The sequence below is a fragment of the Micromonospora taraxaci genome (assembly GCF_007830095.1).
Taxonomy (GTDB): Bacteria; Actinomycetota; Actinomycetes; order Mycobacteriales; family Micromonosporaceae; genus Micromonospora; species Micromonospora taraxaci.
This window is the reverse complement of the sequence record NZ_VIWZ01000001.1, coordinates 1,467,090-1,487,626: the sequence shown is the minus strand read 5'-3', so window position 1 is coordinate 1,487,626 and position 20,537 is coordinate 1,467,090. Positions and strand designations below refer to the sequence as shown.

General features: G+C 71.0%; 18 protein-coding genes. 6 read left to right on the top strand and 12 right to left on the bottom strand.

Annotated features, from left to right (window positions below; genetic code table 11):
* Positions 1 to 2 precede the first annotated feature (2 nt).
* The 3 genes from FHU34_RS07065 to FHU34_RS07055 all read right to left on the bottom strand — a co-directional run bounded on the left by FHU34_RS07065 (position 3) and on the right by FHU34_RS07055 (position 2,802).
* Positions 3 to 419, bottom strand: a complete 417-nt coding sequence (locus FHU34_RS07065; RefSeq protein ID WP_145779236.1) for an Asp23/Gls24 family envelope stress response protein — start codon at positions 417 to 419, stop codon at positions 3 to 5.
* A gap of 197 nt (positions 420 to 616) precedes the next feature.
* A complete protein-coding gene (gene meaB, locus FHU34_RS07060; protein WP_145779235.1) occupies positions 617 to 1,621 on the bottom strand; it encodes a methylmalonyl Co-A mutase-associated GTPase MeaB in 1,005 nt (334 codons plus the stop codon).
* The gene (locus tag FHU34_RS07055; RefSeq protein ID WP_145779234.1) at positions 1,618 to 2,802 is read right to left on the bottom strand and encodes an acetyl-CoA C-acetyltransferase; all 1,185 of its coding nucleotides are present in this window, start codon (positions 2,800 to 2,802) and stop codon (positions 1,618 to 1,620) included. Before FHU34_RS07055 ends, meaB begins: the two co-directional genes overlap by 4 nt.
* A gap of 83 nt (positions 2,803 to 2,885) precedes the next feature.
* On the opposite strand from FHU34_RS07055, the gene mce reads away from it, so the two are divergent.
* From mce to FHU34_RS07035, 4 genes are all read left to right on the top strand, one after another.
* Positions 2,886 to 3,362, top strand: coding sequence for a methylmalonyl-CoA epimerase (gene mce, locus FHU34_RS07050; RefSeq protein WP_145779233.1), 477 nt, complete (start codon positions 2,886 to 2,888; stop codon positions 3,360 to 3,362).
* 341 nt (positions 3,363 to 3,703) lie between these two features.
* Positions 3,704 to 5,059 carry a crotonyl-CoA carboxylase/reductase gene (gene ccrA / locus FHU34_RS07045; RefSeq protein ID WP_145785466.1) on the top strand — a complete coding sequence of 452 codons (1,356 nt, stop codon included), beginning with the start codon at positions 3,704 to 3,706 and terminating at the stop codon, positions 5,057 to 5,059.
* Positions 5,060 to 5,372: 313 nt separating this feature from the next.
* The gene (locus tag FHU34_RS07040; protein WP_145779232.1) at positions 5,373 to 6,635 is read left to right on the top strand and encodes a DivIVA domain-containing protein; all 1,263 of its coding nucleotides are present in this window, start codon (positions 5,373 to 5,375) and stop codon (positions 6,633 to 6,635) included.
* Between the two features lie 176 nt (positions 6,636 to 6,811).
* Positions 6,812 to 8,953, top strand: a complete 2,142-nt coding sequence (locus FHU34_RS07035) for a coiled-coil domain-containing protein (RefSeq protein WP_145779231.1) — start codon at positions 6,812 to 6,814, stop codon at positions 8,951 to 8,953.
* 65 nt (positions 8,954 to 9,018) lie between these two features.
* Here the strand turns inward: FHU34_RS07035 and FHU34_RS07030 are convergent, their stop codons facing one another.
* On the bottom strand, positions 9,019 to 9,993 hold the full coding sequence (locus FHU34_RS07030) for a PDDEXK family nuclease (RefSeq protein WP_145779230.1): 975 nt from the start codon (positions 9,991 to 9,993) through the stop codon (positions 9,019 to 9,021).
* Positions 9,994 to 10,480: 487 nt separating this feature from the next.
* Between FHU34_RS07030 and FHU34_RS07025 the strand changes: the two genes are divergently transcribed.
* A complete protein-coding gene (locus FHU34_RS07025) occupies positions 10,481 to 11,560 on the top strand; it encodes an AI-2E family transporter (protein ID WP_145785465.1) in 1,080 nt (359 codons plus the stop codon).
* Positions 11,561 to 11,564: 4 nt separating this feature from the next.
* Here FHU34_RS07025 and FHU34_RS07020 read toward each other — a convergent pair whose 3' ends face one another.
* From FHU34_RS07020 to FHU34_RS06990, 7 genes are all read right to left on the bottom strand, one after another.
* Complete coding sequence (locus FHU34_RS07020) at positions 11,565 to 12,362, bottom strand: alpha/beta hydrolase (protein WP_145779229.1); 798 nt, start codon at positions 12,360 to 12,362, stop codon at positions 11,565 to 11,567.
* Positions 12,363 to 12,428: 66 nt separating this feature from the next.
* On the bottom strand, positions 12,429 to 12,758 hold the full coding sequence (locus FHU34_RS07015) for a hypothetical protein (RefSeq protein ID WP_036411703.1): 330 nt from the start codon (positions 12,756 to 12,758) through the stop codon (positions 12,429 to 12,431).
* 38 nt (positions 12,759 to 12,796) lie between these two features.
* Positions 12,797 to 13,852 (bottom strand): hypothetical protein, encoded by a 1,056-nt coding sequence (locus FHU34_RS07010; RefSeq protein WP_145779228.1) that lies wholly within the window; start codon positions 13,850 to 13,852, stop codon positions 12,797 to 12,799.
* Positions 13,849 to 14,343 (bottom strand): SigE family RNA polymerase sigma factor, encoded by a 495-nt coding sequence (locus FHU34_RS07005; protein ID WP_145779227.1) that lies wholly within the window; start codon positions 14,341 to 14,343, stop codon positions 13,849 to 13,851. Before FHU34_RS07005 ends, FHU34_RS07010 begins: the two co-directional genes overlap by 4 nt.
* A gap of 39 nt (positions 14,344 to 14,382) precedes the next feature.
* Positions 14,383 to 16,230 (bottom strand): 3-hydroxyacyl-CoA dehydrogenase family protein, encoded by a 1,848-nt coding sequence (locus FHU34_RS07000; RefSeq protein ID WP_145779226.1) that lies wholly within the window; start codon positions 16,228 to 16,230, stop codon positions 14,383 to 14,385.
* A gap of 130 nt (positions 16,231 to 16,360) precedes the next feature.
* Positions 16,361 to 17,431: an alpha/beta fold hydrolase gene (locus FHU34_RS06995; RefSeq protein ID WP_425280517.1), complete on the bottom strand. Its 1,071-nt coding sequence runs from the start codon at positions 17,429 to 17,431 to the stop codon at positions 16,361 to 16,363.
* A gap of 72 nt (positions 17,432 to 17,503) precedes the next feature.
* Positions 17,504 to 17,869: an FHA domain-containing protein gene (locus FHU34_RS06990; protein WP_280116505.1), complete on the bottom strand. Its 366-nt coding sequence runs from the start codon at positions 17,867 to 17,869 to the stop codon at positions 17,504 to 17,506.
* Between the two features lie 307 nt (positions 17,870 to 18,176).
* Here FHU34_RS06990 and FHU34_RS06985 point away from each other — a divergent pair, with 307 nt between their 5' ends.
* A complete protein-coding gene (locus FHU34_RS06985; protein WP_145779223.1) occupies positions 18,177 to 19,673 on the top strand; it encodes an aldehyde dehydrogenase family protein in 1,497 nt (498 codons plus the stop codon).
* 142 nt (positions 19,674 to 19,815) lie between these two features.
* On the opposite strand, the gene nucS is transcribed toward FHU34_RS06985, so the two are convergent.
* Positions 19,816 to 20,475 carry an endonuclease NucS gene (nucS, locus tag FHU34_RS06975; RefSeq protein WP_145779222.1) on the bottom strand — a complete coding sequence of 220 codons (660 nt, stop codon included), beginning with the start codon at positions 20,473 to 20,475 and terminating at the stop codon, positions 19,816 to 19,818.
* Positions 20,476 to 20,537 lie beyond the last annotated feature (62 nt).

The window sequence follows — 20,537 nt, the reverse complement described above, 5'->3', positions numbered from 1 at the left end:
TCTCAGACGGCGGCCGGCCCCGGCTGGTTCAGCTCGATGTCATCCACTGTGACGTTGACCTGGGTGACCGTCAGGCCGTACTTCTCCACGGCCTCGATCACCGCGACCCGTACCGCCTCGGTCACGTCGACCACGACGTGCCCGGCGTCGATCACCAGGACCACGTTGATGACCGCCGCGTTGCCCTTCACGTCGGCCGAGACGCCCCGGCGGGCGTCGCCCACCTCGTCCAGACCGACCTTGTCCAGGATGTTGTTGAAGAACCGGGCCACGTCACCACCGAGATCGGCGACGCCGGGCACCGCACGGGCGGCAGCCCCGGCGATCTTCTCCACGACCTCGTCCGAGACCGACGTGACGCCCCGGGCCGTGCCCGTCGCGGGCTGCACTCCACCGGCGTTCTCGACCGCGTCCGTCATGATCACATCTCCCCTGGTCATGGCCCATTGTGGACTGACTGTCCCGTCAGCCGCCGCGTGACAGCATCGCTTCCGATCACGCGCCGCGAGCCTACTAAAACCGGAGCGGCCCTCGCGTGCCGGCAAGCGACGCGCCGGAGCGACGAGGGGTGGCCACTGAGGACACCGAAGCGGGACGGCCCCGCGATGCTTCCGGCTCAGCGAGCGAGCTGGGCGAGCAGGTCGTCCGCCGCCGTATACGGGTCGGTCGCGCCCTCGGCGACCTTGGTGGCGAGCGTGGCCAACTCCGTACCGTCGCGGAGTGAGCCGATCCGGGCGCGGAGGATGCCGAGCGCGATGGCCTCGATCTCGGCGGCGGCCCGCGCCTCCTGGCGGCGGCGCAGCTCGCCGTGCTCGACCAGCCAGCCGCGGTGCTTGTCGATCGCGGCGGCGATGTCGTCGATGCCCTCGCCGCGGGCGGCGATCGAGCGGACCACCTGCGGTCGCCACTGCCCGGGACCGCGCTCACCGAGGGCGATCATGCCCTGGATGTCGCGGACGGTGGCGTCGACGCCGTCCCGGTCGGCCTTGTTGACCACGAAGACGTCGGCGATCTCCAGGATGCCGGCCTTGACCGCCTGGATCGCGTCGCCCATCCCGGGTGCGAGCAGCACCAGCGTGGTGTCGGCCAGCGAGGCGACCTCGACCTCGGCCTGCCCGACGCCGACGGTCTCCACCAGCACCACGTCACAGCCGGCGCCCTCCAGCACCCGGACCGCCTGCGGCGTCGCCGCGGCCAACCCACCGAGATGACCTCGGCTGGACATGGACCGGATATAGACGCCCGGATCGGTGGCGTGGTCCTGCATACGCACCCGGTCGCCGAGGATCGCGCCGCCGGTGAACGGGCTGGACGGGTCGACCGCCAGCACACCGACCCGATGCCCGCGCGCCCGCAGCGCCCGGACCAGCTCGTTCGTGGTGGTCGACTTGCCCACCCCGGGCGAGCCGGTCAACCCGACCACCTGGGCCTGCCCGGCGTACGGTGCCAGCGTCGCGGCGATCTCCGGCAGCAGCGTGTCGCCGTTCTCCACCAACGTGATCAGCCGGGCCACCGCGCGGGGGTCACCCGCGCGGGCCCGTTCCACCAGCAGCGGTACGTCCCGACTGCGGCGCACCGACGTGGTGCCCGCCGCCGGCGCGTGCTCGGCCGCTCCGCTCACTGGCCCGGCACGTGGATGATCAGCGCGTCGCCCTGGCCACCGCCGCCGCAGAGGGCCGCCGCGCCGGTGCCACCGCCGCGCCGCTTGAGCTCCAGGGCGAGCGTGAGGACGAGACGAGCGCCGGACATGCCGATCGGGTGCCCGAGCGCGATCGCGCCGCCGTTGACGTTGACCTTGTCCGGGCTGATGCCCAGGTCACGGGTGGACTGGATGCCGACCTGGGCGAACGCCTCGTTGATCTCGATGAGGTCCAGGTCCGCGACGCTCAGGCCACCCTTCTTCAGGGCGTGGTTGATCGCGTTCGACGGCTGCGAGTGCAGGGAGTTGTCCGGGCCCGCCACGTTGCCGTGCGCGCCGATCTCGGCCAGCCAGGTCAGCCCCAGCTCGGTGGCCTTGGCCTTGCTCATCACGAGCACTGCGGCCGCGCCGTCGGAGATCGGCGACGAGCTGCCGGCGGTGATGGTGCCGTCCTTGGCGAAGGCCGGACGCAGCTTGGCCAGCGACTCGACGGTGGTGTCCGGGCGGATGCCCTCGTCCTCGCTGATCACCAGCGGGTCACCCTTGCGCTGCGGGATCACCACTGGGGTGATCTCGTCGGCGAAGTGGCCGTTCTTCTGCGCGGCAGCGGCCCGCTGGTGGCTGGCGGCCGCGAAGGCGTCCTGCTCGGTACGGGAGATGCCGTGCCTGCCGCCGAGCCGCTCGGTGGACTCGCCCATGGAGCAGCAGTCCCAGGCGTCGCTGAGCCCGTCGTGCGCCATGTGGTCCTTGACCACCACGTCGCCGTACTTGTAGCCGGTGCGCTGGCCCATCAGCAGATGCGGGGCGTTGGTCATCGACTCCATGCCGCCGGCCACCACGATGTCGAACTCGCCGGCGCGGATCAGCTGGTCGGCCAGGGCGATGGCGTCCAGGCCGGAGAGGCAGACCTTGTTGATGGTCAGCGCCGGCACCGACATCGGCACACCGGCCTCCACCGCCGCCTGCCGCGCCGGGATCTGACCGGCGCCGGCCTGCAACACCTGCCCCATGATCACGTACTGGACCTGGTCCGGGCTGACGCCGGCCCGCTCCAACGCCGCCTTGATGGCGATACCGCCGAGCTTCGTGGCCGGGAGGTCCTTGAGGTTGCCCAGCAGGCGCCCCATCGGGGTCCGCGCGCCGCTGACGATCACCGAAGCCATGCCTGCCTCCGAAGGGGGTGCCGAACTGTTCAAGGGGGGTGCCTAGCTGTACGCCTTAACGATTATTCGGTCAGACTAACGCCATGGCTGAGAACTCCCCCGCCGAGCCCGGTGCGGACTACGTCACAGACATCGGGCTTCGCAAGATTGACCACGTCGGGATCGCCGTGGCCGACCTGGACGCCGCGATCGACTTCTACCAGCGGACGTTCGGGATGCGCTGCGTACACGTCGAGACGAACGAGGAGCAGGGCGTTCGCGAGGCGATGCTGTCCGTCGGCCCGACCACCGACGGCGGCTGCGTACAGCTGCTCGCACCGCTGACCCCGGAGTCGACGATCGCCAAGTTCCTGGACCGGAGCGGGCCGGGCGTGCAGCAGGTCGCGTACACCGTGGTGGACGTCGACGCGGCCTGCGCGGCACTGCGCGAGCGGGGAATGCGACTTCTCTTCGAGACCCCGCGACGCGGCACCGCGGACAGCCGGATCAACTTCGTCCACCCGAAGGACGCCGGCGGCGTCCTCGTCGAACTGGTGGAGCCCGCCCCCACCGCCCACTGACCCCGCACCGCTCCCACGATCCACACGACGTCGGGGATGTTGCCGCCTCCCGCGCGACCGAGGCAGCGACATCCCCGACGTTGCTTCTTGCGCGCGGGGCATGGGTGGCGTTTGCGCGCACGTCAGTGCGCGGTTGACGGGCTGGTCGGACACCTTCACGCATCGGCGGATGCAGTTTTTCACAGATGACTTCCGAGCCTAGCTACCGTTCAGTAACGTCCGGCTCCACCGGAGCGCGACTGGTGCTGGATGTGTCGAATGCCGACATGGCGGTCGTGTCCACCGGCGCCGACGATGGCAGCACCCGGGCCCGTGCGGGTGCGGATGAACCGGAGGTCACCGTGCAGGACATCCTCGAAGCGATCATGGCGGCGGAGGAATCGAACGATCCGGACCGCGAGCTCGCCGGCGTCGCCGGGCTGCCCGTACCGGAGAGCTACCGGGGCGTGGTGGTCCGCGCCGAGGAGTCCCGGATGTTCGACGGCATGGCCACCCGCGACAAAGACCCGCGCAAGGCGCTGCACGTGCAGGAGGTGCCGACGCCGGAGCTGGCGCCTGGCGAGGCGCTGGTCGCGGTGATGGCCAGCGCGATCAACTACAACACCGTGTGGACCAGCATCTTCGAGCCGCTGCCCACCTTCAAGTTCCTCCAGCGCTACGGTCGGGTCTCCGAGCTGACCCGTCGGCACGACCTGCCGTACCACGTGGTCGGCTCGGACGCCGCGGGCGTGGTGCTGCGCGTCGGCCCCGGGGTGACCCGCTGGGCTCCCGGCGACGAGGTGGTCGCGCACTGCCTCTCCGTCGAGCTGGAGGACGCGGCCGGGCACGACGACACCATGCTCGACCCGCAGCAGCGGATCTGGGGCTTCGAGACCAACTTCGGTGGGCTGGCCGAGATGGCGGTGGTCAAGGCCAACCAGCTGATGCCGAAGCCCCGGCACCTGAGCTGGGAGGAGGCGGCCAGCCCCGGGCTGGTCAACTCCACCGCGTACCGGCAGCTCGTCTCGCACCACGGGGCCAACATGAAGCAGGGTGACGTGGTGCTGATCTGGGGCGCATCCGGCGGCCTCGGCGGGTACGCCACCCAGATGGCGCTGAACGGCGGCGCGATCCCGGTCTGCGTCGTCTCCTCGCCGGAGAAGGCCGAGCTGTGCCGCCGGATGGGCGCGGATCTGGTCATCGACCGGGCCGCCGAGGGTTTCCGCTTCTGGAAGGACGAGGAGACCCAGGACCCGGACGAGTGGCGGCGCTTCGGCGAGCGGATCCGCGAGCTGACCGGCGGCGAGGACCCGGACATCGTCTTCGAGCACCCGGGTCGGGAGACGTTCGGCGCGAGCGTCTTCGTGGCCCGGCGCGGCGGGACCATCGTCACCTGCGCGTCCACAAGCGGCTTCCAGCACCAGTACGACAACCGCTACCTGTGGATGCACCTCAAGCGGATCGTCGGCAGTCACTTCGCCAACTACCACGAGGCGTGGCAGGCCAACCGTCTGGTCGCGCTCGGCAAGGTGCACCCGACGGTCTCCCGCACCTATCCGCTGGAGCGGACCGGCCAGGCCGCGTACGAGGTGCACCGCAACGCCCACCAGGGCAAGGTCGGGGTGCGGTGCCTCGCGCCCACCGACGGGCTGGGCGTACGCGACGGGGAGCTGCGCGCGCAGCACGAGGACGCGATCAACCGGTTCCGGGGGCACTGAGCCGACGCCGTCGGCTGGAGGGCACTGACCTGGTCACCGGCCGGACGGATGAGCACCGGGTGGCCATTGTGGTGCTCGGCATTGTTCTTCCATCTCATTAGCGCAAGGCCGGCCTGGGATCGAACAAAGGGCCTCGGGGTTACCTCGGGGCCCTTTTCCGGATCACACCGCATGGCGTCCGTCCCGCCCGGGACCTGCCAAGATCGCCGGTTGGTCCGGCCCTGCCGAACGCGGAAGTTGACCATGTAAAGAGGGCATGAAAGCTCCGCACCGCTCTTGCGAACCACCCTGGGGCGTCTGCCAGTATGTCCCAATGCCCCAGCAGCAGTCCTCCCCTCTCGCGTTCTTCGATAACGCGAACTCGCAGCCAGATTTCACCGTGGGCCTGCGCGGATACAACACTCACCAGGTCGATGACTTCCTCGGCCGGATGACCGCCGCGCTCACCCAGTCCGAGCAGGCCCGTGCCGAGGCCGAGCAGCGGATGAACGACGCCCAGCGTCGACTCCGCCAGGCAGAGCAGCGCATGAGCGCGCTGGAGCAGAAGCTCACCGACACGAACAAGCAGCTCGAAGAGAACAACCGGCCCACCCTCTCCGGGCTCGGCACCCGCGTCGAGCAGATCCTCCGGCTCGCCGAGGAGCAGGCCAACGACCACCGCAACGAGGCCAAGCGCGAGTCCGAGGGCATCCTCTCCGCCGCTCGCCTCGAGGCTCGCGAGATCACCGACAAGGCACGCGCCGAGGCCGCCGCCATGAAGGCGAGCGCCGAGCGTGAGGCGGGCAACCTGCGGACGGCCGCAGAGCGCGAGGCCGCCGAGGTTCGGGTGCAGGCCCGCCGCGAGGCTGACACGCTGCGCGCGGACGCCGACCGCGAGACCAAGCAGCTGCGCACCGTCACCGCCCACGAGGTGGCCGAGCTGAAGTCGACTGTCGAGCGGGAGGTGGCCACCCTCCGGGCCACCGCCGAGCGCGAGATCACCCAGCAGCGGGCGAAGGCCGCCCGCGAGGCTGAGGAGAAGCGTGCTGAGGCGACCAAGCTGCTGACCGACGCACGGGACAAGCGCGACAAGGACCTCCAGGCTCTGGAGCTCCAGCTCGCCGAGCGGCGCGAGAAGGCCGAGCGCGAGGAGTCCGAGCGCCACGCCGCCCAGGTCGCGCAGACCCAGAAGCTGGTCAGCGAGGCCGAGCAGCGTGCCCGGGCCGCACAGGAGCGCGCCAAGGAGATCGAGCAGCGCGCCGAGGCTCGCCGGATCGAGTCGGAGCGCAACGCCGCCGAGACGGTGGACAAGGCCAAGGCGCACTCGGAGAAGACGCTCAACGAGGCCAAGGCCGAGTCGCAGCGCCTGCTCACCGAGGCCCGCACGGAGGCGGAGCTGACCACGCAGGCCGCCCGCCGCGAGGTCGAGGACCTCACCCGGCAGAAGGATGCGGTCACCTCGCAGCTGGGCCAGATGCTCTCCGGGCTCGCCGGCATCGTTCCGGGAGTGCCGGCTGCGGCGGCTCCGGCGGCCAAGCCGGAGGCCAAGAAGACCGACGGCGGTCAGGACCGGGTTCCCGCGGAGACCGCTGGCTGACGGGTGGCGTAGGTCGGGGCATCGACGGCGCGAGGTGACACCGGGTGACCGGTTGCACCTCGCGCCGTATGCGTTTCCCAGTTCATGGAATGCCCCGCTCGAAACGGAGTGAAGTAGCTCGCACAAGGCCCGTCCGTATCGCCCCAGCAGGGCCCGATGCGTGTGAGGATGGGGGCATGTCGCACGGCGAGGAACTGTTCGCCCTCGGCGGGGACGTGACGACGGAGCCCAGCTTCGAGTCCGCCCTGCGGGGGTATGAGAGAAAACAGGTTGATCGGTATGTCGCACGTGCCGAGCACGAGATTGCGACCCTCGCCGCCGAACGGGAACAGGCGTACACACAGATCCACAAGCTCGCCGGCCAGGTCGAGGTGCTCCAACGTGACCTGACCCAGATCCGCAAGCAGATGAACGTGGTGGACAAGGCCTCGTTCAAGCACCTCGGGCCGCTTGTCGACTCGATCCTCAGCCAGGCCGAGGAGTTGGCCGAGCAGATCGTCTCCGACGCCAACGTGGAGATCGAGGCACGTCGCGCCGCCGCCGAGCACATCATCGATGAGGCCCGCGAGCAGGCCGACCGGGCACTGAAGGACTTCGAGATCGCCCTCGCCGCTCGGCGCGCGGAGGAGGAGCGGCACAGCGCCGCCCAGCGGGCGGAGGCGGAGAAGACCCTGCGGTCGGCCCGGGACGAGTCTGCGCAGCTGCGCAAGACGGCGCAGGACGCGCTGGCCAAGGCCCAGCAGGAGGCCACCCAGCTCCGGGACACCGCCAAGGAGATCCACACCCGGGCTCAGCAGGAGTCGACCAAGCTGCGCGAGACGGCTCGCGAGACGTTGGCCAACGCCCGGCAGGAGGCCAACGACCTGCGCGAGGCGGCCAAGGAGGTGCACGCGAAGGCCCTACAGGAGGCCAAGCGGCTCACCGACACCGCCACCGAGGCGGGCCGGGCCACGCACGCCAAGGCGCAGCAGGAGGCCAAGCAGATCATCGACGACGCGTCGATGGCGGGCCGGGCCACCCGTGCCAAGGCGCAGCAGGAGGCGGAGCGGCTGATCACGCAGGCGTCCGAGTCGGCCAAGCGCAACCGCGCCGAGACCGAGGCGTACGTGCAGCGGATGCGCACCGAGACCGAGGCGTACGTCAAGCACACCCGGGAGCAGACCCAGCAGGAACTGGGCGCGTGGCGGGCCGGGGTGGAGCAGGAGGTCAACTCCCGGCGGGAGACCGCCGACCGGGAGTTGGAGCAGCGGCGGACCGCGGCCGAGCAGGAGTACGCCAAGCACCGCGACGAGCTGGACAAGCAGCACACGTCCCGCCAGCAGGAGCTGGAGACCGGGTTCACCAGCCGTCAGCAGGAGCTGGACGCGGGCTTCACCGGCCGCCGCGACGAGCTGGAGACCGAGTACACCGGCCGTAAGAACGAGCTGGAGACCGCGTACACCGCTCGTCGGGACGAGCTGGAGACCGAATACACGGCCCGCAAGAACGAGATCGAGCAGGGCGCGGCCGGGGTCCTCCAGGCGGCCGAACAGGACGCGGCGGCTCTGCGTGAGCGGGCCGAGGCGGAGGCCACCGAGCTGCTGAGCCGGGCCAGGACCGAGGCCAGCGACAAGCGCCGCGAGGCCGACGAGCATGTCGCGTCCTCACGTCGGCAGTTCGAGGAATACGCGGCCACCACCCAGCAGCACCTGGCCACCACGCAGCAGCACCTGGCAGCCACCCAGCAGGAGGCGGCGGCGGGTCGGCAGCAGCTCGCCCAGGTGATGTTGGATATCGCCCAGGCCCAGCAGCAACTCGCGGACCTGCGGCAGGAGACCTGGAAGGCTCGGCAGGAGTCCGACGACCTCCAGCGGCAGATGGCCGAGCTGCGGTTGCAGAATGTCGCCGGCCCGATCGACGGTCCGACCGCGCCGACGGTCGAGGACGCCGCGAGCAGCAGCGCAACCGGCGGTGGCGACGACGGCGTGACCGTCTCCGGTTCCGCGACCGTCGACTCCGGCACGCCGGCCGGGTCGGGTGCGGCCACCGGCCTCAAGGCCGAGCCCGCCGACACCAGGCAGCCGGTGAACGCCAACGCGGAGGACGCCGGCCAGCCGGCGACTCGTCCGGTGGCCGAACCGGTGACCACCGTCGACGGTGGCACGGCCAGCGCCGGGGTGGACGGTGAGCCGACCGTCGCCGCTGTCCCGGGAGTGGGCGGCCGGGACGCCAAACCGACCAAGATCACGAGCACCGGTGAGAACGGCAAGCGGCCCACCAAGCCGACCACCGACGAGCGCAGCGCCAAGCCCAGCAAGGTCACCATCGAAAAGGACTGAGCCTGGGCGCGAGCTTCGAGATCTTGGACCGTTTCCGTTACGTGCTAACGGAAACGGTCCAAGGTTCATTTGTGGGTCGGCTTGCGCAGCTCTGGGGTGGGGGTCCAGCCGGCTGCGACGAGCGCGCGCCGCACCGTGTCGGCGACCTCGTCGGGGCGGGCACGGACCAGCCAGGCCGGAAAGCGCAGGATCCGGTCACCACTGGTCCACACGTCGTTCTGCCAACGCATGTCGTCCGCCCACTGCCCGGCGTCCATGTGGTGCGCGCCGTCGATCTCGACCTGCACGTGCCACTGTCGCCAGTACGCGTCCAGCCAGCGGTTGCGGCCCGCCGCGTCGAGCCGCCGCTCCTGCAGGTCAGGTAGGGGCAGGCGATGCCGCCGGCAGAGACGCAGGAAGTCGATCTCGGGGAGCGCCTCCGCACCGCCAGCGATGTCACGGACCGTCTGTTGGATCAGGTGTCGGCGGGGTGCTCGGGGCAGGACGTCGAGCGCCGCCTGCAACTCCTCGGGGAGGACCCGCCGCTGCTGACAACCGGCCGCCAGCACCCCCTGCGCCTCGTCCACGCTGACCGCCCATCCCGCCGCGTCGATGAGCGCCCTGGCCGTCGTAGTGCGCGGCGGACGGGCGAGTTGGCGGTGCGAGTCCGGCAGCACCGACGTGCGATGCACGAGCACTGCGGGCATGTCGATCGGGAGCCGGCGCAGGGAGGTCCGCGCGGCACGGCGGACGGCCGGCACCAGCACGTGCAGCGGCTCGCGGCGCAGCCCTCGGACCCCGGCTTCGGTGGCGGCGGTTGCCCCGGCCAGCATCGCCCCTGGTCCGGCTGCCAGCACCGCGACCCAGAGCTGTTGGTCGCGGCTCAGTCGACCGTTGCCGGTCGACACGATGCCGCGGCAGATCGACCGCCACCGACCGGAGCGGATCCGCCCGCGCACCGTCCCCTCACTGACCAGGTCGGAGACCTGTGCGGTGGTCAGGACGCCCGCCTGTTCGAAGGCGAGCCAGTCGAGTGCGTCGGCGTCGTCGGCAGGCAGCATCCGAACAGCTTTCACCGCCACGAAGCCAACACTCCACCAGATCTTGGACAGTTTCCGTCCACGCGTAACGGAAACTGTCCAAGATCTGTGCGTGGTCAGGGTCTGGACGGTCCCGGGGCGCCGACGGTGATTGGGTGGGCACATGAAGCACCGCGTTGACGGTCTCGTGGTCGGTGGCCACCATGAGGTGGCTAGGCTGCTGGCGCGTTGGACAGCGGGGACCCGAGCGGCCCGGGGCTGGTCTGCGCGCCGACCGCGTGACGGGCGTCGGTAACTCCGAGCCCGCCGACCCATCGCCTGACCCCGGGAGGTTTTGGTGCCGCAGCACAACCCGCCGGCCGACGACCCGGACGAGACGGCCGGTAGTCAGCCGACCGGTAACGCGCTGGAAGGCGCACCGCCGACCGGCGACCCGGACGTCACGGCCGATCCCCCGCCGACCGCGCCGGCCGAGGTGCCGCCTCCGGTGCCGGTCCCCGCACCCGGGATCGACCCGGACGAGCCGCCGGCTGTCCCGTCCGGGAAGTTCGGCACCCCGGGGCGCCCGTTGCGCCGCAGCAGCTTCCTGATCGGCTTCACGGGTGCGCTGGGCGTGCTGCTGGCGTACACCCTCTATCTGGGGATTCGCAATGCCGGCGGCATCCTGGTGCTGGTGGTTATCGCGCTCTTCCTCGCGGTCGGCCTCAACCCGGCGGTGGTCCGACTACGCCGCTGGGGTGTGCCGCACGGCCTGGCGGTGGCGTTCGTGGCGTTGACGGTGGTGCTGCTGCTCTGCGGCGGAGTTGTCGCGCTGGTCCCGCCGATCGTCACCCAGTCGGGGCAGTTCATCGACCAGATCCCGAGCCTGCTCGACGAGCTGCGCCGCAATCCGACGGTGAACGACCTGGTGGAGCGGTACGACGTGGTGGAGCGCGTGCAGGGCGCGGCCAACGCGGAGACTGTCGGCCGGGCGTTGGGCGGCGTGCTCGGAGGAGCCCAACTGATCTTCGGCACGGTGTTCCGGACGTTGACCGTGCTGGTGCTGACCATCTACTTCCTGGCCTACTTCAACAAGCTCCGCTCCCTGGGCTACTCGCTGGTGCCCCGTTCGCGACGGGAGCGGGTGCAGCTGATCGGCGATGAGATCCTGGCCAAGGTGGGCGCCTACATGGTCGGCGCGTTGAGCATCGCGGTGCTGGCCGGGGCGACCACCTTCGTGTTCGCGCTGATCGTCGGGCTGCCGTACCCGTTCGCGTTGGCGGTGGTGGTCGCGGTGACCGACCTGATCCCGCAGATCGGCGCGACCCTTGGCGCGGTGATCGTGAGCCTGGTCGGCTTCGCCGCCGACCTGCCCACCGGCATCGCCTGCGCGGTGTTCTTCCTCATCTACCAGCAGGTGGAAAACTACCTGATCTACCCGAAGGTGATGCGGCGCTCGGTCGAGGTCAACGAGGTGGCGGCCCTTCTCGCCGCGCTGCTCGGAGTGGCGCTGCTGGGCGTGGTGGGCGCGCTGATCGCCATCCCGACGGTGGCCGCGCTGCAACTTATCCTGCGCGAGGTGGTGCTGCCCCGCCAGGAGAGAGGGTGACCGGTCAGTCGCCCGGCTGCGGGACGGGCGTGTCCGCGAACGAGGCCACCGTCCGGTCGGCGTACGCGCTGACGTCGCCGGCCTCCATCGGGCCGTCCCAGGTCGTCGGCAGTGGCACCTCGACGGCGGGGTTGACCCGCCGGACGATCTCGTCGAGCACCGTCTCCGCGTCACCCACCCAGAGGTGCTTGGCACCGGGCACCCCGACCACCTCGGCCTGCGGCACCGCGCCGAACCGCTCCCGCGCCTCGGTCGGCCGCAGGTAGTCGTCGAACTCCGGCACGAGCGCCGTCAACGGCCGACCTGAGGCGGCCCAGGTGGCCAGGTCCGCAGGTGTCGAGAAGCGCAGCGGCGGGGAGAGCAGGATCGCCCCGGCGATCGCCGGGTCGCAACCGTACTTCAGGGCCAGGTCGGTGCCGAACGACCAGCCGACGAGCCAGATGTTGGGCAGCTCGGCGAACTCGGCGTACTCGATGGCGGCGGCCACGTCGTACCGCTCGCCCACCGCACCGTCGAACTCGCCCTCGCTGGTGCCGCGCAGGCTGCTGGTGCCCCTGGTGTTGAACCGCAGCACCGCCAGGTCGGCCAGCGCGGGCAACCGCCAGGCCGCCTTGCGGAAGACGTGGCTGTCCATCATCCCGCCGTGGGTGGGCAGCGGGTGCAGGCAGACCAGGGTGGCCACCGGCGGCCGGTCGGCCGGCAGCGCCAACTCGCCGACCAGTCGCAGACCGTCGGCGGTGTGCAGCTCGATGTTTTCCCGGCGACCGGGCAGGATCGACGACGCGCGGATCGCTGTGCTCACCGCCCAAGTCTGTCGCGAAACCGCCGCCGCCGCCCACCCAGGCACGAACAGGGTGATCCAGGTCGCTCAGTAGCGCGGGGTGCCCCGGCCGCGCTGCACCGCCGGGCCGCGTCGGTCCCGGGCGCGCCAGCAACCGCTGTGCCAGTGCCGCCGGTCGGTCAGGTCACCCAGACCGTCCGCCGGCCAGGCCACCAGGTGCGCCACCCCGGGTCGGATCTCCTGGTCACAGCCGGGGCAACGGTACGTCTTGACCGACGCGCCGGCGCCGATCCCGCGTACCTGCCAGGCGCCGTCGGTCCACTGCTGCACCGAGGCGACGCCCTGCCGGACCCGGTCGGCGTCCAGGTTGGCGTTCTCGTCCCGGCGAGGGCGATTGCGACGGGGGCTCACAGTCACCAAGCGTACGGTCCGTTCCGCGGAACGGACCGGGGCGGTCACCAGGTGTCGGGCCGGTCCAGGTGTTCGGCGACCTGCGCCCCGAGGAGCACTGTCGTCGCCTCCGCCTCGCTGAAGCTCCGCTCGTGGTTGAACGCCGCGAACAGTTGGGCCTGCGGGATGTCCAGGAGTTCCAGCCGTGCGCCGATGGGGTTGTAGGAGGGGTCGTAGTAGGCGGGTCTGCCGCCGATGGTCCGGTTCGCCGGTGGCGTGGCCATCAGGGCGGTCCTCGCGTACTGGAACTCGACGGACACCCCTCTGCCCTGGTCGTCGCGCACGCTCAACACCACGGCGTACGCCGCCGGGAAGGTGCCCACGACACTCGCACAGGTGGCCACCTCGGCACCGGCCGGCAGGTCGGTCAACCGCAGTGGCCCGCTGCACCGGTACGCCCGATCGAGCCGCAACGCGGCGGCGGCCTCGTGTAGTGGGCCCTCGTCCGTGCCGGGCACGCTGGCGCCGGCGTACACCCCGGGGGCCGGCTGCCAGTAGCGTCGCCAGATCGGCACATCGTCCGGCCCGACGGCGCGGACCACTGTGCCGTCGTAGAGGTTGGCGGTGGGGCCCTCCAACGGCGGCATGTTCCAGGCACCGGGGAATCGCAGCACGTCGGCCGAGGTCAGCTCGACGGTGACCGTCCGGCCGCCCACGTCGATCTTCGCGGTCTCCTTGCCACCGCCGACGTTCCATTCCAGGAACCGGGGGCCGCCCGGGGCGAGGCCGATGTGCAGCAGGGCGGGGTCCTTGCCGATCTGGTCGGGGCGGGCCGCCGCGCTCGGAGCGCCGTCGACCAGCGGCGGCAGGAAGGCGACAGTGGTCTCGGCCAGGCCGGGAGTGACAGTGTGACCGAGGCCGGGCAGGCGACCCATCGGCCCGACGGCCACGCCGGCGCCGATCAGCGCGACGACGCTCAGGGTGGCACCAGCGGCGACCCGCCGCCGACGTACCCGGGTACGCCCCCGGCGCACCGCGCCGACCAGCAACCGGCCGCCGTCCACCGGCCCCTCGGCGTGTTCCCGCAGCGTCAGGACGATCCGCTCGTCGAGGTCTGTCATGGTCGGCTCCCGTTCGTGGTCGGGGCACCGCAGCGCTCCCGCAGGTTGGCGAGCGCCCGCATCGCGTGGGTGCGGACGGTGACCGGCGAGCAGTCCAGGATCTGGGCGATCGTCGTGTCGTCGAGGTCCTCGTAGTAGCGCAGCACCAGCACCGCGCGCTGGCGGTCGGGCAGGTCGAGGATCAGCCGCCACATCTCGTCCCGGTCCGCCGCCTCGCCGCCGAGGTCGCCACGGTGCGGCCGGTCAGCGAAGGTGTCGACGACCAGCTCACGGCTCGACCGCCGACGCCACCAGGAGATATTGGCGTTGACCAGCATGCGGCGCACGTACACGTCGGGCCGGTCGGCGCGGGCGATCCGGCGCCACTGCACGTACGCCTGGGACAGCACCTCCTGGGTGAGGTCCTCGGCCCGGTGTGCGTCACCGGTCAGCAACCGGGCGAGCCGGACCAGCGCCGGACCCCGGCTGCTGACGTACTCCTCGAAGGTCACACCTTGCAGACGCCGTCGGCACCCTCCGGCGTTGACCGGTCAGCGGTGCGAGTGGTCGCGGAAGCCGCGGCGGGTCTTGCGGCCCAGGTAGCCGGCGGTGACCAGGTGTTCCAGCAGCGGCGCGGGCGCGAAGCCGGGCTCGCGCAACTCCAGGTACAGCTCGCGCTGGATGGCCAGCGAGACGTCCAGCCCGACCACGTCGAGCAGCTCGAACGGGCCCATCGGGTAGCCGCAGCCCAGCTTCATCGCGTGGTCGATGTCGTCGGCCGTCGAGTAGCTGGCCTCCAACATCTTCACCGCGTCGTTCAGGTACGGGAAGAGCAGCGCGTTGACGATGAATCCGGACCGGTCGCCGCAGACCACGCCGGTTTTGCCGAGGGCGGCGCAGACCGCGCGGGCGGTCGCGGTGGTCTCCGGTGAGGTGCGGATGGTGCGGACCACCTCGACCAGCGGCATGACCGGCGCCGGGTTGAAGAAGTGCAGCCCCACCACGTCGGCCGGTCGCTGGGTGGCCATCGCCACGTCGATCACCGGCAGCGAGGAGGTGGTGGTCGCCAGCACGACGCCCGGCTTGCAGATCTCGTCGAGGCTCGCGAAGAGGGCCTTCTTGACGCTCAGCTCCTCGATCACCGCCTCGACCACCAGGTCGACGTCGGCGAGGTGGTCCAGCGTGGCCGACCAGGTGATCCGGCCGAGAGCCGCGTCCCGGTCGTCCTCGGCGAGCTTGCCCCGCACCACGCCCTTGTTCAGCGAGGTCTTCACGGCTTCGCAGACCGTCGCGGACTTCTCCACGCCACGGGTCACCGACACGACCTCGTAGCCGGCCTTCGCGAAGACCTCGATGATCCCGGTGGCCATCGTCCCGGAGCCCACAATGCCGACCTTGGTCACGACTGCGGGGCTCGCAAGCTCACTCCTCGCGCTCCCGAAGCCCACCTCCGTGTAGATGGCGCGCGCGCCGTCGGCGAGCGCGGTGTCCGTGGCCAGCGGCGTCGTCTCATCGGGTACGACCTTCGGCGAACCGGGCCGCTCGTAGGTGTAGAAGCCCCGACCCGACTTCCGGCCGAGCAGCCCCGCCGTCACCATCTGCTTGAGCAGTGGCACCGGGGCGTGTCGGCGGTCCCGACCGCCGCGCCGGTACATGGTGTCCAGGATCTCGTACGCGGTGTCCAGACCGATCAGGTCCATCAGCGCCAGCGGGCCCATCGGCAGGCCGCAGCCGAGCTTCATGGCGGCGTCGATGTCCTCCCGCGTCGCGTAGTGCGACTCGAACATGCCGACCGCGTGGTTGAGGTAGCCGAAGAGCAGCGCGTTCGCGATGAAGCCGGCCCGGTCGTTGATGGTGACGTCGACCTTGCCGAGCCGGGCGCAGAGCGCCTCGACGTCGGCGACCACCTCGGGCGAGGTGACGACGGTGCGGACCACCTCGACCAGCTTCATCACCGGTGCCGGGTTGAAGAAGTGGATGCCGATCACCTGGTTGGGCCGGCTGGTGGCCACCGAGATCTCGGTGACGCTCAGCGACGAGGTGTTGGTGGCGAGGATGGTCTCCGGACGGCAGACCCGGTCCAGCTCCGCGAAGATCCGCTGCTTGAGGTCCAGGTGCTCGGGCACCGCCTCGATGACCAGGTCGACGGAGTGCAGGGCGTCCAGCCCGACCGCGAAGTGCACCCGCTCGTGCAGGGCGTCGCGGTCCGCCGCGGCGAGCTTGCCCTTGGCCACCGCACGGTCGGTGGAGCCGGTGAGGGTGACCCGGCCGCGCTCCAGCGCCGGCTCGGAGATCTCGACGGCCACCACGTCGATGCCGTTGCGGGCGAAGACCTCGACGATGCCGGCACCCATGGTGCCCAGCCCCACCACGCCCACGGTGCTGAAATCGCGCGCCACGACCGGCCTCCCCAGAGACTCCGCACGGCCACTGAACGGCCGCTAAGGTTATGCGCGCGAGTCTGCCACGTGACGATGTGTTGTCGAGACGCCGTGGCATATTTCACCCACGGCACCACCGCCGCTGCCTCTAGGTGGCGGGCACCGTGGCCAGGGCCAGCAGCTCCGCGACGAACTCCGCCGGACGTTCCAGGTGCGGGCTGTGACCACAGCCGGGCAGCACCACCTCGTGGTACGCCCCGCCTCCCGCCGCGTACCGCTCCAGCACCGCGCGGGTCTGTCCGACCATCGGCTGCGGCGGACAGACCTCCTCGCCCGGCCAGCCGGGCACCACACCCAGCGAACCCAGGTACGCCAGGTCGAACAGCGAGGTGTCCGAGACGATGACGTCGGCGTCTCCGCGTACCCAGGCGATCGGGGGCTTCTCGGCGACGGCCACCAGGTCGTCGGCGACCCGGAACCAGGTCGGCGCGAGCGCGTTGAGCACGCCACGCTCCCCCGGCGCGGTGCCGGGCCAGTTGTCCGAGGGCACCGCCGTGCCCGGGTAGTTGTCGTCCCCGGTCGCGGTGGAGAGCACGGTGTCCAGCAGCAGGTCCTCGTCGGTGCCGAGCGAGGCGGGATCGGCCACATAGGTGGCTCGCAGCACGGCACGGGGGCTGGCCGGCGCGTCCACGCCCCGGTCGCCGGCCGCGAGCCGGGCGACGAAGTCCGGGTTCGCGGTGCCGGCGCCGGTGCCGGCGAAGTCCGGGGTGGTCGGCGTGCCGATCACGTCACGGGTGCCGCCGAAGCCGTACGGGGAGACCGGCGCCGCGAGCAGCAGTGCGCTCACCCGGTGCGGATGGTCGACCAGCAGGCGCATCGCCACTCCACCACCGAGGGAGTGCCCGACCACGACCGGGCGGGCGTCGGCGCCGAAGAGCGTCGGGTCGTCCAGCAGGGCGGCCACGTCGTCGGCGAAGTCACCAAGCCCTCGGGTGGCGTCCACCGGGGCCGTCTCGGAGTCGCCGTACCCGCGAAGGTCGGGGGCGACCACCCGCAGCGTCGGTGGCAGCCGTCGGACCAGCGGCTCCCAGAACAGCGCGGACGAGCAGTTGCCGTGGATCAGCAGCACCGGCGTGCCGTCGGTCGGGCCGGCCACGCGTACCGCCTGGGTGATGCCGTTCGCCGTCACGGTCCGCTGCTCGGTCTCCATCCGCGGCATGCTGCCACGAGGGCCCCCGCCGGTCCAGGTGTCCGGTCGCCATCCGGGGCGCGGCCCGAGTGTGGGCCGTGCTTATCGTCGCGTGCCCGGCGGCGTCGCCAACGGCAGCGGCAGTGTCGGTCGGACGTCCCGCCGGGACGGGCCGAAGCTGAGACCCACCGGGTCGGTGAGCGCCACTCCGGGGTCGAACAGGCGCAGCTCGGTACGGCCGAGCCGGATCACGTCGCCGTCGGAGAGCAACTCCACCTGGGTGATCCGGCGGTCGTTGAGCCAGGTGCCGTTGGTGGAGCCCAGATCCCGCAGGGACAGGCCCTCCGGGGCCAGCCACACCTCGGCGTGGCGGCGACTCAGGTGCGGGTCGCTGATGACCACGTGACCGGTCGGCGCGCGGCCGATCACCTGCGGTTCGACTCGCACTCGAAAGCTCGCTCCGCGCATCGGCCCACCCGCGACCGTCAACAGCGGCATCAGTTCCGGATGTTCCTCCATGGACAGTCAGCCCTCCACCCCACACCGTTACTCCGCGCGTCAGCCTGCCATCAGACGGTAATCGCCAATACCGACCGGCCGGTCAGCCTCTCATCACCTCCCGGCCACCGACCGCTCGACGATTCGGGCGGAAGGTTTTCGCTACCACTGTCCTGACCTGCACTGATCAACGATCGGTCGGGGCTGCGCGACTCCCGTCGAGGCGCCTGGGATCAGTGAGCTACCAGTGAGTAATTTTCGGGTCTAGACTTCCGCCATGACGGCTGTGCATGTCCCGGGCATCCCGGTCATCGAGGCGGGCCAACTGGTTTCGACCAGCCCGGCCACCGGCGTCGAGGCCGGTCGCCTCCCCGTCGCCACCGACGTCGACGTGCGCCAGGCCGTCGACCGCGCCCGCGTCGCCGGCGAGTGGTGGGCCGGGCTCGGCTTCACCGGCCGCCGCGACCGGCTGCTGCGGTGGCGCGCACTGCTCGCCAAACGGATCGAGCAGCTGGCCGAGGTGGTCCACGCCGAGGGCGGCAAGCCGGTCCCCGACGCGATCGTCGAGATCGTCACCGCGATCGAGCACATCGACTGGGCCGCCCGCAACGCCGGCCGCGTGCTCGGCCCACGGCGGGTGCGGTCCCGGCTCATCCTCGCCGAGTTCTCCGGGCACCTCGAATACCAGCCGTACGGTGTCGTCGGCGTGATTGGGCCGTGGAACTATCCGGTCTTCACGCCGATCGGCTCCGCCGCGTACGCCCTCGCGGCCGGCAACGCCGTGGTGCTCAAGCCGAGCGAGTACACGCCCGCCGTCGGCCAGTGGCTGGTGGACAGCTTCGCCGAGGTGGTGCCCGAGCAGCAGGTGTTCACCGCCGTACACGGCCTGGGCGACGTCGGTGCCGCGCTGTGCCGCTCCGGGGTCGACAAGCTGGCCTTCACCGGGTCCACCGCGACCGCCCGGAAGGTCATGGCCGCCTGCGCCGAGACGCTGACCCCGGTGCTGATCGAGGGCGGCGGCAAGGACGCCATGATCGTCGACAGCGACGCCGACCTGGACGCCGCCGCCGAGGCGTGCGTCTGGGGCGGCATGACCAACGCGGGGCAGACCTGCATCGGCATCGAGCGGGTGTACGCGGTCGACTCCGTCTTCGACACCTTCGTCGACAAGGTGGTGACCCGCGCCGGTCGGCTGACCGTCGGGCCGGAGGGCGCCGACATCGGCCCGATCACCATGCCGAAGCAGATCGACGTGATCCGCCAGCACATCGACGCCGCGATCGCCTCCGGCGGGCGTGCCGCACTCGGTGGCCCGACCGCCGTGCAGCCGCCGTACGTCCACCCGACAGTGCTCGTGGACGTCCCGGAGGATTCCGCCGCCGTCCAGGAGGAGACCTTCGGCCCCACGTTGACCATCAACCGGGTCCGGGACGCCGACGAGGCCGTCACACGCGCCAACGCCCTGCCGTACGGCCTCGGTGGTTCGGTCTTCGGTCGACGGCGCGCGGTGGCGATCGCGCGGCGGCTGCGCTCCGGAATGGCCTCGGTCAACTCCACCCTGACCTTCGCGGGCATGTCCACCCTGCCGTTCGGCGGGGTGGGTGACTCCGGCTTCGGGCGGATCCACGGCGAGGACGGGTTGCGCGAGTTCGGCCGGGCCAAGGCGATCACCCGGCGTCGCGCCCGGTCGCTGCTGCCGTCGATGACCTTCGAACGGACGCCGACCGACATGGCCCGACTCGTCAAGGCGATCAAGGTGATGTACGGCAGGTGAGTGTCGGATGACCGATCTTCGGCAAAGATCGGGACCGCTCGCAGATGCGCCACTACTTCCCCGACTCGACGATGCTCGTCGAGCGGGTCTTCGGCCTGCCCAAGTCGCTGATCGCGGTGCGTACCGGAAGCTGAGCAGCCGATCAGAACAGCGTCAGCTCGTCCTTCTCGATGCCCCGCAGCTTGTCGTAGTTCACGACCACGCACCGGATGCCCCGGTCGGTGGCGAGCACCCGGGCCTGCGGCTTGATCTCCTGAGCGGCGAAGACCCCGACAACCGGGCTGAGCAGCGGGTCACGGTTCATCAACTCGAGATAGCGGGTCAACTGCTCCACGCCGTCGATGTCGCCACGCCGCTTGACCTCCACGGCGACGGCACGAGAGTTGGCATCCCGGCACAGCAGGTCGACCGGGCCGATCGCCGTCATGTACTCGCGGCGGACCAGCGTGAACCCCTCCCCCAGCGTCTCGGGGTTGGCGGCCAACAACTCCTGCAGGTGCGCCTCCACCCCGTCCTTGCGCAGGCCCGGGTCCACACCCAGCTCGTACGAGGTGTCCTGGAAGATCTCCTCCAGGGTGATCCGCAACTCCTCGCCGGCCTTGTTGACGACCCGCCACACACCGGGGGCCTCCTCCAACCGGCACGGAGGGCTCATCCAGTTCAACGGCTTGTACGCCCGGTCGTCGGCATGGATCGACACCGACCCGTCCGCCTTCACCATCAGCAACCGAGTGGCCGGCGGCAGGTGAGCCGAGAGCCGTCCGACGTAGTCCACCGAGCACTTCGCAATGACCAACCGCACCCGACGAGGGTAGCCGAGCACCCGCCGGTCGCCAGCGAGCGGCACTGGCGCGTCGATGCGAT